The 13,610-nt window shown below is 57.8% G+C and carries 15 protein-coding genes, 1 tRNA gene and 1 pseudogene; 5 read left to right on the top strand and 12 right to left on the bottom strand.

Annotated features, from left to right (window positions below; genetic code table 11):
* Positions 1–89: 89 nt before the first annotated feature.
* The 6 genes from AAEZ06_RS22655 to dapA all read right to left on the bottom strand — a co-directional run bounded on the left by AAEZ06_RS22655 (position 90) and on the right by dapA (position 5,023).
* Positions 90–608 (bottom strand): Hcp family type VI secretion system effector, encoded by a 519-nt coding sequence (locus tag AAEZ06_RS22655; protein WP_350616338.1) that lies wholly within the window; start codon positions 606–608, stop codon positions 90–92.
* A 723-nt stretch (positions 609–1,331) separates the two neighbouring features.
* Positions 1,332–1,421: transfer RNA gene (locus AAEZ06_RS22650), tRNA-Ser, on the bottom strand.
* Between the two features lie 83 nt (positions 1,422–1,504).
* Positions 1,505–2,218 carry a phosphoribosylaminoimidazolesuccinocarboxamide synthase gene (purC, locus tag AAEZ06_RS22645; RefSeq protein ID WP_133101880.1) on the bottom strand — a complete coding sequence of 238 codons (714 nt, stop codon included), beginning with the start codon at positions 2,216–2,218 and terminating at the stop codon, positions 1,505–1,507.
* 28 nt (positions 2,219–2,246) lie between these two features.
* The gene (locus tag AAEZ06_RS22640; RefSeq protein ID WP_350616335.1) at positions 2,247–3,005 is read right to left on the bottom strand and encodes an MBL fold metallo-hydrolase; all 759 of its coding nucleotides are present in this window, start codon (positions 3,003–3,005) and stop codon (positions 2,247–2,249) included.
* 6 nt (positions 3,006–3,011) lie between these two features.
* Entirely contained in the window at positions 3,012–4,127 is a 1,116-nt protein-coding gene (gene bamC, locus AAEZ06_RS22635; RefSeq protein ID WP_350616333.1) for an NlpB/DapX family lipoprotein, read from the bottom strand.
* Between the two features lie 17 nt (positions 4,128–4,144).
* Complete coding sequence (dapA, locus tag AAEZ06_RS22630) at positions 4,145–5,023, bottom strand: 4-hydroxy-tetrahydrodipicolinate synthase (RefSeq protein ID WP_350616331.1); 879 nt, start codon at positions 5,021–5,023, stop codon at positions 4,145–4,147.
* A gap of 261 nt (positions 5,024–5,284) precedes the next feature.
* Between dapA and AAEZ06_RS22625 the strand changes: the two genes are divergently transcribed.
* Together AAEZ06_RS22625 and AAEZ06_RS22620 are read left to right on the top strand one after the other, a co-directional pair.
* Positions 5,285–5,845: a glycine cleavage system transcriptional repressor gene (locus tag AAEZ06_RS22625; RefSeq protein ID WP_350616329.1), complete on the top strand. Its 561-nt coding sequence runs from the start codon at positions 5,285–5,287 to the stop codon at positions 5,843–5,845.
* Between the two features lie 10 nt (positions 5,846–5,855).
* A complete protein-coding gene (locus tag AAEZ06_RS22620) occupies positions 5,856–6,329 on the top strand; it encodes a peroxiredoxin (RefSeq protein ID WP_350616327.1) in 474 nt (157 codons plus the stop codon).
* 108 nt (positions 6,330–6,437) lie between these two features.
* Here AAEZ06_RS22620 and AAEZ06_RS22615 read toward each other — a convergent pair whose 3' ends face one another.
* Positions 6,438–7,508 carry an AI-2E family transporter gene (locus AAEZ06_RS22615; protein WP_149415178.1) on the bottom strand — a complete coding sequence of 357 codons (1,071 nt, stop codon included), beginning with the start codon at positions 7,506–7,508 and terminating at the stop codon, positions 6,438–6,440.
* 29 nt (positions 7,509–7,537) lie between these two features.
* Entirely contained in the window at positions 7,538–7,777 is a 240-nt protein-coding gene (locus AAEZ06_RS22610; protein WP_133101887.1) for a sulfurtransferase TusA family protein, read from the bottom strand.
* 95 nt (positions 7,778–7,872) lie between these two features.
* Between AAEZ06_RS22610 and AAEZ06_RS22605 the strand changes: the two genes are divergently transcribed.
* Entirely contained in the window at positions 7,873–9,306 is a 1,434-nt protein-coding gene (locus AAEZ06_RS22605) for a M48 family metalloprotease (protein WP_133101888.1), read from the top strand.
* A gap of 132 nt (positions 9,307–9,438) precedes the next feature.
* Here AAEZ06_RS22605 and acs read toward each other — a convergent pair whose 3' ends face one another.
* Positions 9,439–11,394 (bottom strand): acetate--CoA ligase, encoded by a 1,956-nt coding sequence (acs, locus tag AAEZ06_RS22600; RefSeq protein WP_149415180.1) that lies wholly within the window; start codon positions 11,392–11,394, stop codon positions 9,439–9,441.
* A gap of 394 nt (positions 11,395–11,788) precedes the next feature.
* On the opposite strand from acs, the gene AAEZ06_RS22595 reads away from it, so the two are divergent.
* Entirely contained in the window at positions 11,789–12,058 is a 270-nt protein-coding gene (locus AAEZ06_RS22595) for a DUF2790 domain-containing protein (protein WP_149415349.1), read from the top strand.
* 81 nt (positions 12,059–12,139) lie between these two features.
* Here the strand turns inward: AAEZ06_RS22595 and AAEZ06_RS22590 are convergent, their stop codons facing one another.
* Genes AAEZ06_RS22590 through AAEZ06_RS22580 form a run of 3 tightly spaced genes read right to left on the bottom strand, consistent with a single transcriptional unit; the run spans position 12,140 to position 12,894 of the window.
* Entirely contained in the window at positions 12,140–12,430 is a 291-nt protein-coding gene (locus AAEZ06_RS22590) for a colicin E3-like toxin immunity protein (protein WP_306108741.1), read from the bottom strand.
* A complete protein-coding gene (locus AAEZ06_RS22585; RefSeq protein WP_149415350.1) occupies positions 12,402–12,560 on the bottom strand; it encodes a colicin E3/pyocin S6 family cytotoxin in 159 nt (52 codons plus the stop codon). Before AAEZ06_RS22585 ends, AAEZ06_RS22590 begins: the two co-directional genes overlap by 29 nt.
* The gene (locus AAEZ06_RS22580) at positions 12,490–12,894 is read right to left on the bottom strand and encodes a colicin E3 (RefSeq protein ID WP_350616427.1); all 405 of its coding nucleotides are present in this window, start codon (positions 12,892–12,894) and stop codon (positions 12,490–12,492) included. The genes AAEZ06_RS22585 and AAEZ06_RS22580 overlap by 71 nt, the downstream gene beginning before the upstream one ends.
* A gap of 589 nt (positions 12,895–13,483) precedes the next feature.
* Between AAEZ06_RS22580 and AAEZ06_RS22575 the strand changes: the two are divergent.
* Positions 13,484–13,610 (top strand): annotated as a pseudogene (locus tag AAEZ06_RS22575) (ribonucleotide-diphosphate reductase subunit beta); the annotation flags it as partial.

Raw genomic sequence — 13,610 nt, 5'->3', positions numbered from 1 at the left:
TGGGAATCAAACAAAGATAAAAAATCTGGTGTTAAACAAACTACATCGACCAGCAGAGCGGGTCGATGCGGTGAAACGGTCAGCCAGCCTTAGCCAGCGACGGGGGTGCGCCAGTCATCAGAGCCAGAAGTACCGCAAACTTCGTGGGTCCAGGTGATTTTGCGGTAGGTGAATTCCACGTCTTCCAGGTGAGTGAAGTGTGAGTTCGCCGGATCCTGGCAGTTATGCATGTAATCCTTGATGTCGACGATGATCGCGTCTTCGAGTTTGGTGGTGTAGTAGTGCTCTTGAGTACCCGCTGCCGAGGTGCGGTACCACTGGATGGTAATCTCAGTCAGACGCTCGCCGGAAGTCAGTGCAGCCAGCAGCAGCGGCGAGGACTTGTCGAACACCTTGGTGATTTTGACAGGCTTGTGAATGCGTTGACCGGTCGGTTGGCCCGATTGCGGATCGCGAGGAATGATCACTTCGTGGCTGAAGCCCTGAACCATGACCTGGTCTTCATGACCTTCCTGGTAGGTGTTGCCGACCGAGTCAGCGGTGAAAGCACCGGCGGTGATCAGACCTTGTTTGGTACCCGTGATGGACATATACGCTGGCGTAGCCATGGATGCTCTCCTTGCTAAAAATATAGGAACCCACAGGCAATATTTGCATTGCAGGCTCCATAACTACCTACAAGATGTATGCCAACAAAATTAAAGTCCTTATCTATCAGTATCATGACTGGAAAGTCGTAGATTTAACTAATTACTTGCATAGGAGCTATCAATAAAAGTGCGCAAGAAGTTGCGCAATGCTGCGCAACTTCTTGCGCACTTGCCTGTGAGTATTTAAGTGCGTGCCCTGTAGAGATTTGTTCACAGGGTTATCCACATTTCAGTGTGCAACTTTTGGCGCATACTGGCGATACAATATTGCGCAGTGATTGCAGTATCCAGAAAGCATCAGGCTTGCAGGAATTTCCTAATGCATTTTCAGACCTGATTTTGATCTGCATGACAGCAACATACCGCGCTCAAAGCGCCTTGCAGTTGAGGAGGAACCAGCCCCGCGAAGCGTCTGGACATGCAGCAACACTAGCCATTCAAACACCACCTAGCATGCTGAGAAGGCTCGCAACTATCCACCTCGCCTTAGCAACGACTCCCTCCACAGCCATGCTGCCCACCCCATAATGCTTGGTCGCTGCTTTGCAGGAAGGGTCTGTAGCGGTCTACGGCGGCCCTTAAAGCTGAAAAAATGCCCTAAACTTGCCCTAACAAATACGTCAGAAACGAAAAAGCCCCTGTAATCTCTAACGATTACAGGGGCTTAGTCTTGTTCAATAATGGCGGAGAGATAGGGATTCGAACCCTAGGTACCGGTGAAGGTACAACGGATTTCGAATCCGTCCCATTCGGCCACTCTGGCATCTCTCCAACGGCGCGCATCATAACAGCCTGTTACCGGGAAGCAAAGCTCCTGGTGGATTTTTTTCCGTGCTATCAGATGCTTGCGTCGATTACAGCGGTACGCCGAGACGGTTGGCGACTTCTTCGTAGGCTTCGATGACGTCACCGAGACCCTGGCGGAAGCGGTCCTTGTCCATCTTCTTGCGAGTCTCCTTGTCCCACAGGCGGCAGCCGTCCGGGCTGAATTCGTCGCCCAGGACGATGGAGCCGTCGTGGAACACGCCGAATTCGAGTTTGAAGTCGACCAGCAACAGGCCAGCATCGTCGAACAGTTTGCTCAGGACGTCGTTGACCTTGAGGGACAGTTCTTTCATGCGCACGAGCTGTTCAGCGGTGCCCCAACCGAACGCCACGACGTGGGATTCGTTGATGAACGGGTCGCCCTTGGCGTCGTCCTTGAGGAACAGTTCGAAGGTGTAGGGGTTGAGCTTGAGGCCCTCTTCCACGCCCAGGCGCTTGACCAGGCTGCCGGCGGCGTAGTTACGCACGACGCACTCGACCGGGATCATGTCGAGCTTTTTCACCAGGCATTCGTTGTCGCCCAGCAGTTTGTCGAATTGAGTCGGCACGCCGGCTTCTTCGAGTTTCTGCATGATGAAGGCGTTGAACTTGTTGTTCACCATGCCTTTGCGGTCGAGCTGTTCGATACGCTTACCGTCGAACGCCGAGGTGTCGTTGCGAAACAGCAGGATCAAGCGGTTGGCGTCGTCGGTCTTGTAAACCGATTTGGCTTTGCCGCGGTAGAGTTCTTCACGTTTTTCCATGATGGGCTCCGCTTGCTAAGTAGGTGGGCTAGGCGATATGTCGCCAGTCGAGCCCTGAATCTTGATCGGCCAGTTGCAGCCAGTCCGGGTCGCACCCGAGGGTGTCGACAAAACATTGCCGGGCCAACTGCGGCAGGTTGTTCTTGCTGCTCAGGTGGGCCAGGACCAGGTGTTGCAGGTCTTGCCAGCCCAACTCATACACCAGGTACGCCGCCTGATGGTTGTTCAAATGTCCCAGCTCCCCACCAACCCGCTGCTTGAGAAAGTACGGGTAGTGACCACGGGCAAGCATGTCACGGCAGTGGTTGGACTCGATCATCAATGCATCGAGGTCCCGATAACCGTCCAGCACCTTGGCGCAGTAGGAACCCAGGTCGGTGAGCAGACCGAAGCGTCGCTCACCGCCACTGAATACGTACTGCGTCGGTTCCTGGGCATCGTGAGCCACGGCAATGACGTCAATGCTCAAGGCACCAATCTGCAGTTGCTCGCCACCGGCCAACAAACCTGCGGGCTCTATGGGTTTGCGCATCCCGCGCAAGGTACCGCGACTCAGGTACACCGGAAGATTGTAGCGCCGAGACAGCAAACCCACGCCATGCACGTGGTCGGCATGTTCGTGGGTCACCAGAATCGCGCTCAGCTGCGAGGGGTGAACCCCCAGGCGCAGCAGGCGCCGCTCGGTTTCCCGCAGGGAGAAACCACAATCCACCAGGACGTACGTGTCGTCGTGGGCTACTAGCGTGCCGTTCCCTTGGCTACCGCTGCCGAGAACGGCAAACCGCATCGGATATCAGCCCAGGTTGTCCTGAATCACGCCCAACACTTTGCGCGCCACTTCTGCCGGCGCCACAGTGTTGATGTTTTTCTCGACGGTGACTTGCACGTTGTCGCCTACCTTGCTCAGGCGAACCTGATAACGCTCGGCGCGGGTTTCGACTTCTTCCTTGCTTGGCTTGCTGCCGAACAATTTGCCGAAGAAACCTGGCTCTTCGTCTTTCTTCTCGGCTTTTTCGGCCAAGTTGATGTAGTACAGGCCCAGGCTGCGGTTGATGTCTTCAACGCGCCATTCGCCTTGCTCCAGCGCACGGCCGACACTCGACCAGGCACGGTCCAGGTCTTCACCCAGGTTGAGCACGACGTTGCCGCTGCCGTCTTCGTTGAGGCTGACGCGGTTAGGCGTGTCGTAATCGCGAGCGGCCAGAAGGGAGACGGAACCGCCCTTCTCGGAAATGCGGCTCATGCTGGCGAGCATCTCGTCGACCAGCGCGGAATCGACACCGGTGTTGACCGAGCGATTGGTGAAGTCGACGTTGGCGGTGCTGCCGGCAGGACGCTCGGCGCTGACTACGTAGACTTCACTGGTATTGCGTTGCACGCCAGGTTCGATGCGCACACGAATGCGGCTTTCGCCGTCAGCCGCGATGCCACCGGCTTGCAGGCGCTTGGCCATGTTGGCCGATAATTCATTAGGCTGCTGCCACGCGGTGGTGAACTCACCGGTCTGCGGGCGCTGCTCATCGATACGCAAACCGTTGTCCTGGAAGAACTGCAAGGCTACCGGCCAGACTTCGGCAGGTGGGCGCTGAGCCATGATCCAACGGGAATCACCGCTCTTCTGCAGGCTGTAGTCGCTAGCATCGGCCACGGCCGAGATCGGCAGTGGGCGTGGCACTTCGTACTCGCCCTTGACGGTGTCGTCGGCCACGTTGCGCGGAATCGGCAGCAACGGGTCAAGACGCTTGGCGACGTTAACGTCCGGCGGCAATTGCATCGGTGCGCTTTGTTGTGCTTCCAGGTAATCGCTGCCGCGGTCACGGAAGTAGCCTTCCGGGCCCCAGATCCAACCGCAGCCACTGGTGCTGGAGATAATCAAGGCAAGTGCGGAAAGTCCGGCCAATCGCTTCATGCGTAGTGCTTCCTCAATTAAACCAGGACGCCGGACTGGCGCAGGGCCTGTCGCAGCGGTTCGTGACAGGCTTCACTGAGCCAGGTGAGCGGCAGACGGATACCGTCCGGCATCATACCCATCTCATGCAGCGCCCATTTCACGGGAATAGGGTTGGATTCGATAAACAGGGTTTTGTTGAGCGGCGCCAGTTGCTCATGGATCGCACGGGCCTTGACGGCATCGCCAGCGATGGCAGCGGCACACAGCTCGCTCATGAGACGGGGAGCAACGTTGGCCGTTACCGAAATGTTGCCCTTGCCACCCAGCAGAATCAGCTCGACAGCAGTCGCGTCGTCACCGGAATACAGCAGGAAATCGCTGCTCACGCCAGCCAGGATGTCCTTGGCGCGTTGCAGGTCACCGGTGGCTTCCTTGATGCCAATGATGTTCGGCACGGTAGACAGACGAATCACGGTCGCAGCCTGCATGTCGCAAGCAGTACGGCCTGGGACATTATAGAGGATCTGCGGGATGTCGACGGCTTCGGCGATGGTGCGAAAGTGCTGGTACAGGCCTTCCTGGGTCGGCTTGTTGTAGTACGGCGTCACCAGCAGGCAGGCATCGGCGCCGGCTTTCTTGGCGTTGGTGGTCAGTTCGATCGCTTCGCGGGTCGAGTTGGCGCCAGTACCGGCGATCACCGGAATGCGCCCGGCAACCTGTTTGACGACAAACTTGATCACCTCGATATGCTCTTCCACGCTGAGCGTCGCGGACTCACCAGTGGTGCCGACCGCCACAATGGCGTTGGTGCCCTCTTGCAGGTGAAAGTCCACTAGTTTGCTCAGGCTGTCCCAGTCGAGATTACCTTGTGCATCCATGGGTGTGACCAGTGCCACCATACTGCCCGCAATCATGCAACCGCTCCTGCCGGAAAAAGAGAGCCGTAATGGTACTGGCGCCAAGATGCTTGTACAAGCGAAGTACCGTCTGAGTGTGCGTTCTGGATCAACTTAGCGCTCGTCGACGCCATCATTGGGAGAAAGCAGGGTTTGATGAGGGTGATTACGTAATGAAAACGCCACCTCCTAGCCCTCGGCGACGGTTTTCGCTACCCTTCATCCTTTGATCGAGACGCCTATCGACGTATCGACCGCTCATCGCTTTAGGAAGGCTGCATGTCCACCCCCACAGTCCGCGAACAATTCCTTGTCATCAGTGCCCTTGGCGCCAACCCCATGGAGCTGACTAACGTCCTGTGCCGCGCCAGCCATGAAAACCGCTGCGCCGTCGTAACCTCCCGCCTGACCCGCCATGGCGAGTGCAGCGCGCTGGTCCTGCAGATATCCGGGACCTGGGATGCTCTTGCACGCCTGGAGACCGGTTTGCCGGGCCTGGCCAAGAAGCACGACTTCACCGTTAACATGGTGCGCAGCGCCGCCCTGGAGAGTCGTCCACAGGCCCTGCCCTACGTCGCCTATGTCAGTTCGGCCTACCGTTCGGACATCGTCAACGAACTGTGTCAGTTCTTTATCGACCATAACGTCGACCTGGAAAACCTGACCTGCGACACCTATCAGGCCCCACAGACCGGCGGCACCATGCTCAACGCCACCTTTACCGTGACCTTGCCGGCCGGCGTGCAGATCAGTTGGCTGCGCGACCAGTTCCTGGATTTCGCCGACGCCCTGAATCTCGACGCACTGATCGAGCCATGGCGCCCACAGAACCCAATGTAAGGAAGTTTTCATGGCGGTAGTCATCAACAAACCGGTAGCCGATTTCGAAGCCCAGGCCACCAGCGGGCAGACCTTCAGCCTCGCCGGGCTCAAGGGCAAACAAGCGGTGATCTACTTCTACCCAAAAGACAGCACCCCCGGCTGCACCACCGAAGGCCAGGGTTTTCGTGACCAGTACGCAGCGTTCCAGGCGGCCAACACCGAGGTGTTTGGCGTGTCCCGGGACAGCGTGAAGTCCCATGAAAATTTCAAGGCCAAGCAGCAATTCCCCTTCGAGCTGATCAGCGACAAGGATGAAGCGGTGTGCCAGCTGTTTGATGTGATCAAGCTGAAGAAGCTGTATGGCAAGGAATACCTGGGTGTTGATCGCAGCACCTTTCTGATCGACAAGGATGGTGTGCTGCGTCAGGAATGGCGTGGTGTGAAAGTGCCGGGGCATGTGGATGCTGTTTTGGCAGCGGCCCAGGCTTTGAATAAGGCTTGATTCATACCTGAACTGTAGGAGCGAGCTTGCTCGCGAAGGACTCGCAAACACCGCGCTCATTCAGAATGGGCGCGTTATCGTTCACGCCCATCGCGAGCAAGCTCGCTCCTACAGTAGCGGTGCAACAACCGGCTCCTGCCGCGGCCACGCATCCAGCACCGCCTTGAACAGCGTCGCCAGGGGAATCGCAAAAAACACCCCCCAGAAGCCCCACAACCCGCCAAACAACAACACCGCACAGATGATCGCCACCGGATGCAGGTTCACCGCCTCGGAGAACAGCAGCGGCACCAGCACGTTGCCGTCCAGGGTCTGGATGATGCCGTAGACCGCCATCAGGTAGATGAACTGATCGCTCCAGCCCCACTGGAACAGTGCGATCAACATCACCGGCACGGTGACCACCACGGCGCCGACGTAGGGCACCACCACTGACACGCCTACCAGCAGCGCCAGCAACGCGGCGTAGTTCAACCCCAGCGTCACGAACGCGATGTAGGTCACCCCACCGCAAATGAAAATCTCGATGACCTTGCCACGAATGTAGTTGGCGATCTGTCGGTTCATTTCCTGGGCCACCCGAGTAATCAGCGCTCGTTCGCGCGGCAGATAGCCGCGCGCCCAGCGTCCGATCATTTCCCGGTCCTTGAGGAAGAAAAAAACCAGGATCGGCACCAACACCAGGTAGATCATGATGTTGACCAGCAATGGCAGGCTGGACAGGGAAAAGGTCAGCGCCCATTGCCCGAACTTTCCGATCTCACCCCGAGCGGCTTCGATGGCCTGCAGCACTTGCTCGTCCGACACCAGGTGCGGATAGCGCTCGGGCAACAGCAGCAACAGCGACTGCCACTTGGCAAGCATGCCCGGCAGTTCATTGAATAACGTGATCAACTGATGCCACAACAACGGCAGCACCACCACGATAAACACCAGCAACAGGCCCATGAACAAGGCAAACACCAGCCCCACTGCCACGCCGCCCGGCAAGCGCATACGCTCCAGGGTTGTTACCAGGCCTTGCATCAGGTAAGCCAGGACCATCCCCGCCAATACCGGCGCCAGCATGCCACCCAAGGTGAGTACGGCCGTAAAGGCCAGAAACAGCAGGACTGCCAATATCACCGCTTCTTCGTCGGAGAAGTAGCGCTGAATCCAGTCGCGTAACACTTTGAACATCAATCAACCTCGGGCAATGGGGGCAGGCTTCAGGCCTTGCGCAACCAGTAACGATAGACGCCAGCGTCTTCTTCTTCGCGCAACAATGTGTGACCAGCCAACTTGGCGAAAGTCCGGAAATCTCGCAGGGAGCCCGCGTCCGTGGCAATCACTTTAAGTACCGCGCCACTGGCCAGCCGATTGAGCTCCATCTTGGCCTTGAGCAATGGCAACGGGCAGTTGAGGCCGCTGGCATCGAGCTCGGCATCAAAGGCGACAGAGTCGGTCATGGTTTAGCTCCTGGCGGGCATCGGGGGCGCTTAGAATATCTGGTCCCAAGCTCAGTGTCCGGCTACAGTAAGGTCTTTGTCGAAAGGCTTTGTGCATGACTTTTTTGCGCCCTACCCTGCTGACGCTGGCTTGCCTGCTTGCCTCTCCAGGCTTCGCTGACGACCTGCCGTCACTTGGCGACGCCAGTTCTGCCATTGTCTCGCCTCAGCAGGAATATCAACTGGGCCGGGCGTGGTTGGCTTACCTGCGCGGCCAGGTCTCGGCACTCAACGACCCCCAGCTCAAGGATTACGTCGAAACCAGCGTTTACAAACTGGTGGAGACCAGCCAGGTCAATGACCGGCGCCTGGAATTCATTCTGATCAACAGCCCGCAATTGAACGCCTTCGCCGCGCCCGGTGGCATCATCGGGGTCAACGGTGGGTTGTTCCTCAACGCCCAGACCGAAGGTGAATATGCTTCGGTACTGGCCCACGAACTGGCTCACTTGTCCCAACGCCACTTCGCCCGTGGCGTCGAAGCCCAACAACGGATGCAGATTCCGATGATGGCCGCCCTGCTCGGCGGGATCATCGCGGCTGCAGCCGGGGCAGGTGATGTTGGCATTGCCGCGATTGCCGGCAGCCAGGCCGCAGCCATCCAGGAACAGCGACGCTTTTCCCGGCAAAACGAACAAGAGGCTGACCGCATCGGCATTCTCAACCTGGAGAAAGCCGGTTACGACCCGCGCTCCATGCCGACCATGTTCGAACGCTTGATGCGCCAGTATCGTTTCGATGCCAAGCCACCCGAGTTCCTGTTGACTCACCCGGTGACCGAATCGCGGATCGCCGACACCCGCAACCGCGCCGAACAGTCCAAGGCCGGCGGCAAGGAAGACAGCCTGCGCTATCAACTGATTCGCGCCCGTGTGCAGTTGTATTACGAAGACACTCCGGGACTGGCCGCCAAGCGCTTCCGTGCCCAACTGGACGAAAATCCGAAAAGCGATGTAGCACGCTATGGCCTGGCCATCGCCCAGATCAAAGGCACCCAGCTCAACGAGGCGCGAGAAAACCTCAAGCTACTGCTGGCCAAGGCGCCCAACGACATCACCTATAACCTGGCGCAGATTGAGCTAGACATCACCAACAACCGCATACCGGACGCCCAGCAGCGTACAGACCGGATGCTGGCGCAATACCCCGGCAACTATCCGCTGAACCAGGTGCGCGTGGATCTGCTGCTCAAGCAGAATCGCACCGCCGATGCCGAGAAAGCCCTGGAGGGATTGCTCAAGACCCGCCCGGATGATCCGGACGTCTGGTACATGGTCGCGGAAACTCGCGGCTTGTCGGGCAACATCATTGGCCTGCACCAGGCACGTGCCGAGTACTTCGCACTGGTGGGCGACTTCCAGCAGGCAATTCAGCAACTGGACTTCGCCAAGCGCCGCGCCGGCAGCAACTTCCCACTGTCATCACGCATCGATGCTCGCCAGCGTGAGCTGATCGAACAGGAACGCCTGGTCAAAGGGATGATGAGCTAAACCTCTCGCCCCATCGGCATAGGGGCAGCCTTACGGCGAGACGCTCACCCACAAGAGTGCGCCCATGCTGAGCGCAACAAAAAAAGCCCCATCCGGCTCACACCGAATGGGGCTTCATTCACACAACCAGCCTTACGCGGCGTTCATGGTCTTGTGGGTTTCAATCAGATGCTGCACCACGCCCGGATCGGCCAGGGTGGAGATATCCCCCAAGCCGTCGTATTCGGCCGTGGCAATCTTGCGCAGGATGCGGCGCATGATTTTCCCCGAGCGAGTCTTCGGCAAGCCCGGCGCCCACTGGATTACATCCGGCGAAGCAATTGGCCCGATCTCCTTGCGCACCCAGTTTTTCAATTCCAGGCGCAGCGCTTCACTGGTTTCTTCGCCAGCATTAAGAGTCACATAGACATAAATGCCCTGCCCCTTGATGTCGTGCGGCACGCCAACCACCGCCGCTTCCGCGACTTTGGGGTGGGCAACCATGGCACTTTCGATCTCGGCGGTGCCCATGCGGTGGCCGGAAACGTTAAGCACGTCATCCACCCTGCCGGTGATCCACCAATAGCCGTCTTCATCGCGACGCGCTCCGTCGCCGGTGAAATACATGCCACGAAAGGTCTTGAAGTAAGTGTCGACGAAACGGTCATGGTCGCCGTAAAGCGTCCGTGCCTGGCCCGGCCACGAATCGAGAATCACCAGATTCCCTTCGCCTGCGCCTTCGATGATATTGCCCAGGTTGTCCACCAGAGCCGGCACGACACCGAAGAACGGCCGTGCCGCAGAACCTGGCTTGAGGGCGTGAGCTCCCGGCAGCGGGCTCATCAAGGTTGCGCCGGTCTCGGTCTGCCACCAGGTGTCGACGATCGGGCAACGGGATTGGCCGACGTTCTTGTAGTACCAGGCCCACGCTTCAGGGTTGATCGGCTCGCCTACCGAGCCCAGCAGACGCAAGCTGCTGCCATCGGCGCCTTCGCACGCGGCGGTGCCGGAGGCCATCATCGCGCGGATCGCGGTCGGTGCGGTGTAGAGGATATTGACCTTGTGCTTGTCGATAATCTTCGCCACCCGAGTGATGTCCGGGTAGTTCGGCACGCCTTCGAACAGCAGCGTAGTCGCGCCATTGGCCAGCGGGCCGTAGACAATATAGGTGTGGCCAGTGACCCAGCCGACGTCGGCGGTGCACCAGTAGATTTCGCCAGGACGATAGTCAAACACGCGCTCGTGGGTCAGCGCCGCATACAACAGATAGCCGCCAGTGGTGTGCTGCACGCCCTTGGGCTTGCCGGTGGAGCCGGAGGTATAAAGGATGAACAGCGCTTCTTCAGCACCCATCTCTTTCGGCGCGCACACGGTGCCCGCCACTTTCATCAGGTCTTCGTACCAGATGTCGCGATGTTGGTTCCACTTGATGTCGCCACCGGTGCGCTTGCACACGATGACTTTCTGGATGCTGCTGGTTTCCGGGTTGGTCAGGGCGTCGTCGACGTTGGCCTTGAGCGGAATCTTCTTACCGGCACGAATACCTTCGTCGGCGGTGATCACCACCTTGGAACGACAGTCGATAATCCGGCCGGCCAGAGCTTCTGGCGAGAAACCGCCGAACACCACCGAGTGAATCGCACCGATCCGGGTACAGGCCAGCATGGCGACCACAGCTTCGGGAATCATCGGCATATAGATAGTCACCACGTCGCCGCGGTGCACATCCTGGCCGCGCAGGGCGTTGGCGAACTTGCAGACTTCTTCGTGCAGCTCGCGATAGGTGATGGTGCGGCTCTCGGCAGGGTCGTCGCCCTCCCAGATGATTGCTGCCTTATCGCCACGCTCGGCAAGGTGACGGTCCAGGCAATTGTAGGAAACGTTGAGGGTGCCATCGGCAAACCACTTGATGTCGACATGGTGATCGTCGAACGAAGTCTGCTTCACCGTGGTGAAAGGCTTGATCCAGTCAAGACGCTGAGCCTGCTCGCGCCAGAAACCGTCGGGGTTGACCACCGACTGCTGGTACATGGCCTTGTAGGTCGCCTCATCGGTTAGCGTGTTTGCTGCTACTTCGGGGCGAACGGGGTACAGAGAAGCCGCACTCATCTTTCTTACCTCGGTGACAATAGTTGTTGTTGTATGCCCCTGTTGTAGCCGGGGTGGGCCTATAGAACCATTCGACGATGGTAGTAACAAGCCCCTACAAATTACCCTGCTTTACGCCCACAGCCCTCTGGCCCACGGCCTACGTCGCTTTTCACTGCTTCAAAAAAACCTTCAAGTCGGGATTGTTACAAAAACCGCCAACAGTCTTTATCAAAAGCACGGGTATATGAATATAACGAGGACGCCTAAAATCAGCCTCGCCAACAAAGGCACCGTGATTAACCAAGTTGCAGCCCCCACGAAGGCACGTTAATCCGAACTCTCCAATCAAGTTACACACGTGGCCTCACAAGGGCCCCGTGACCCCCTTCGACCGCAAAAGGTAAAAATAGAAATGAAAGCTTTATTAGTTATGGCCCTTACGAGCTTGTGCGCTACCGCCGCCCTGGCCGACGAGACCCCGACTGACGTAGCCAGCCAGAACACCGCCATTACCGAGGAGTACAGCTACTCCTCCAACCTGGACATCGCCAAAGTCGTGTCCATGAGCTCAATTCCGAATGTTTGCGAAGTTGTACCGGCGCGTATGGAATATGAAGACCATCAAGGTCAGCGTCATATTCTTAATTACAAAGTCATGGGCAATGGTTGCTCTAACGGTTAATCAACTCGTTAGTGGGTAGTTATCCCAGACAGTATTCGCCGCAAGAAATCGTTCTTGCGGCAAAGAAACCCAGCCCCGAGGCTACTCTACGTCCCGATATTCAAAAGCCACCTGATAGATGTAGACAACTGGATTGATCGGGTGAACAAAAAATGGCTGCAGGGTCGGTATCCAGTCGCTTTTAACATCAAAGCCACCGTTGTTGACGTTATCAGCGCTAGCTATGCCAATGGCATCCATCACAGAGCTATCCTCCCCGAGATCCGTCGAGGACTCCTCTCCCTCGCAGAGCTCCGTATCCACGTCATACCACTCAAGTATTATTTTCAGACCCATTTCTATCTCACAGATATTTGCTGATGCTTCGTTCATCTTTAGCCGAGCCTATCTGCTCGCCAGTAAACGGGGCGAAAGCACCTAGATGACTACCATCACGTGCTCGATATCCCGGCAGGCGGCTTTGTACCCCCGAGCTGCCGCAATTGTAATAAGCCAGTGTCATCCCGCTCGCGGCCACCGAGTAACGCAAAGGCGCCGTAATCCGCCAGCAGCTCCGTAGGGATATAGCCGCAAGGGTTGTTGTGATTGATGTGCGCGTGCGGCAGATTGCAGGATTTGGCGAATACACAGCCCACAAAGGGCGGTAATGCTGGTTGGGGCTCAACCCTGACACGGGCCTCGTAAGCCTCCTGGCGGACGAGCATGGCGTCGTAAGCTTTTTGCCGGGCGTCACGATCAGCCAGTTCGCGCTCGTTCATATGCTCGAGACGCCGGTAGCCACCGGTTCCGGTCCCGTAAGACCGCCAGACCTGGGGTATGTCCTTGTTATTTGCCATCGCGCCCTCCTGGCTTGCTACATAACTACATTCGGCGTTGAAACCGGGAGGCTGACGTTATTGCAAGCGGGACGGGACTGAATGTAGGACAGATCTGTTAAGTACTGCTGACTTGGGGACGATCGTAGGGCACAGCGTGCCTAACGGAGGCACCCTTACATATGCCAGCCACAGGGCGATGAAGTGACCGCCTGTAAGCTCCCCCACGACCCACCAAAAAAATCCTCACGCCGCAAGCCCTTGAAAACCAGCACTCCGACCTGAAATGCCGCCATTTTGGCCGGCCACTGAGGCCATCTGCCGCAACACAAAAGCAATTTTTTCCCTATAATGCGCGAGTAAATCGGACCTGCAATATCCCTTTACATGGGACGAAGAGCCAGACCTGAGGCCCCGCCGGAGCAAGCAACCGTCGCTGCGCACCTCAAACCTCAAGCAGAGCACCCGAGACAATTTCCGTTTAATGCCTGGCGTCAGCTGTTGCAAGAAACGATTCCTTAAGATCCACCGCGGCCTCTGGGCCGTGTGAACACCCAACCATCCGGTTTCACACGGGCACCTTTGGCCCTCACGCAGGAGACGACACGTCATGCTGAGCTGGGACGAATTCGACAAAGAAGAGCAAGGCGAAGTAACCGCCAAAGGCGCCAACGCCGGCCACGCCACCGAAGCCAACATGGACCGCCTCGACGGTGCCGGCGCTGCCGCCGCCATCG

The organism is Pseudomonas sp. HY7a-MNA-CIBAN-0227 (assembly GCF_040310325.1).
Lineage (GTDB): Bacteria > Pseudomonadota > Gammaproteobacteria > Pseudomonadales > Pseudomonadaceae > Aquipseudomonas.
Note: the sequence above shows the minus strand (reverse complement) of the source record. Positions and strands in the feature narration are given on the sequence as shown.

Excerpts from the sequence above, each read along its gene's own strand:
- AAEZ06_RS22655 (WP_350616338.1), bottom strand. The coding sequence starts at position 608 with ATGGCTACGCCAGCGTATATGTCCATCACGGGTACCAAACAAGGTCTG.
- purC (WP_133101880.1), bottom strand. The coding sequence starts at position 2,218 with ATGGAAAAACGTGAAGAACTCTACCGCGGCAAAGCCAAATCGGTTTAC.
- AAEZ06_RS22640 (WP_350616335.1), bottom strand. The coding sequence starts at position 3,005 with ATGCGGTTTGCCGTTCTCGGCAGCGGTAGCCAAGGGAACGGCACGCTA.
- bamC (WP_350616333.1), bottom strand. The coding sequence starts at position 4,127 with ATGAAGCGATTGGCCGGACTTTCCGCACTTGCCTTGATTATCTCCAGC.
- dapA (WP_350616331.1), bottom strand. The coding sequence starts at position 5,023 with ATGATTGCGGGCAGTATGGTGGCACTGGTCACACCCATGGATGCACAA.
- AAEZ06_RS22625 (WP_350616329.1), top strand. The coding sequence starts at position 5,285 with ATGTCCACCCCCACAGTCCGCGAACAATTCCTTGTCATCAGTGCCCTT.
- AAEZ06_RS22620 (WP_350616327.1), top strand. The coding sequence starts at position 5,856 with ATGGCGGTAGTCATCAACAAACCGGTAGCCGATTTCGAAGCCCAGGCC.
- AAEZ06_RS22615 (WP_149415178.1), bottom strand. The coding sequence starts at position 7,508 with ATGTTCAAAGTGTTACGCGACTGGATTCAGCGCTACTTCTCCGACGAA.
- AAEZ06_RS22610 (WP_133101887.1), bottom strand. The coding sequence starts at position 7,777 with ATGACCGACTCTGTCGCCTTTGATGCCGAGCTCGATGCCAGCGGCCTC.
- AAEZ06_RS22605 (WP_133101888.1), top strand. The coding sequence starts at position 7,873 with ATGACTTTTTTGCGCCCTACCCTGCTGACGCTGGCTTGCCTGCTTGCC.
- acs (WP_149415180.1), bottom strand. The coding sequence starts at position 11,394 with ATGAGTGCGGCTTCTCTGTACCCCGTTCGCCCCGAAGTAGCAGCAAAC.
- AAEZ06_RS22595 (WP_149415349.1), top strand. The coding sequence starts at position 11,789 with ATGAAAGCTTTATTAGTTATGGCCCTTACGAGCTTGTGCGCTACCGCC.
- AAEZ06_RS22590 (WP_306108741.1), bottom strand. The coding sequence starts at position 12,430 with ATGAACGAAGCATCAGCAAATATCTGTGAGATAGAAATGGGTCTGAAA.
- AAEZ06_RS22585 (WP_149415350.1), bottom strand. The coding sequence starts at position 12,560 with ATGACACTGGCTTATTACAATTGCGGCAGCTCGGGGGTACAAAGCCGC.
- AAEZ06_RS22580 (WP_350616427.1), bottom strand. The coding sequence starts at position 12,894 with ATGGCAAATAACAAGGACATACCCCAGGTCTGGCGGTCTTACGGGACC.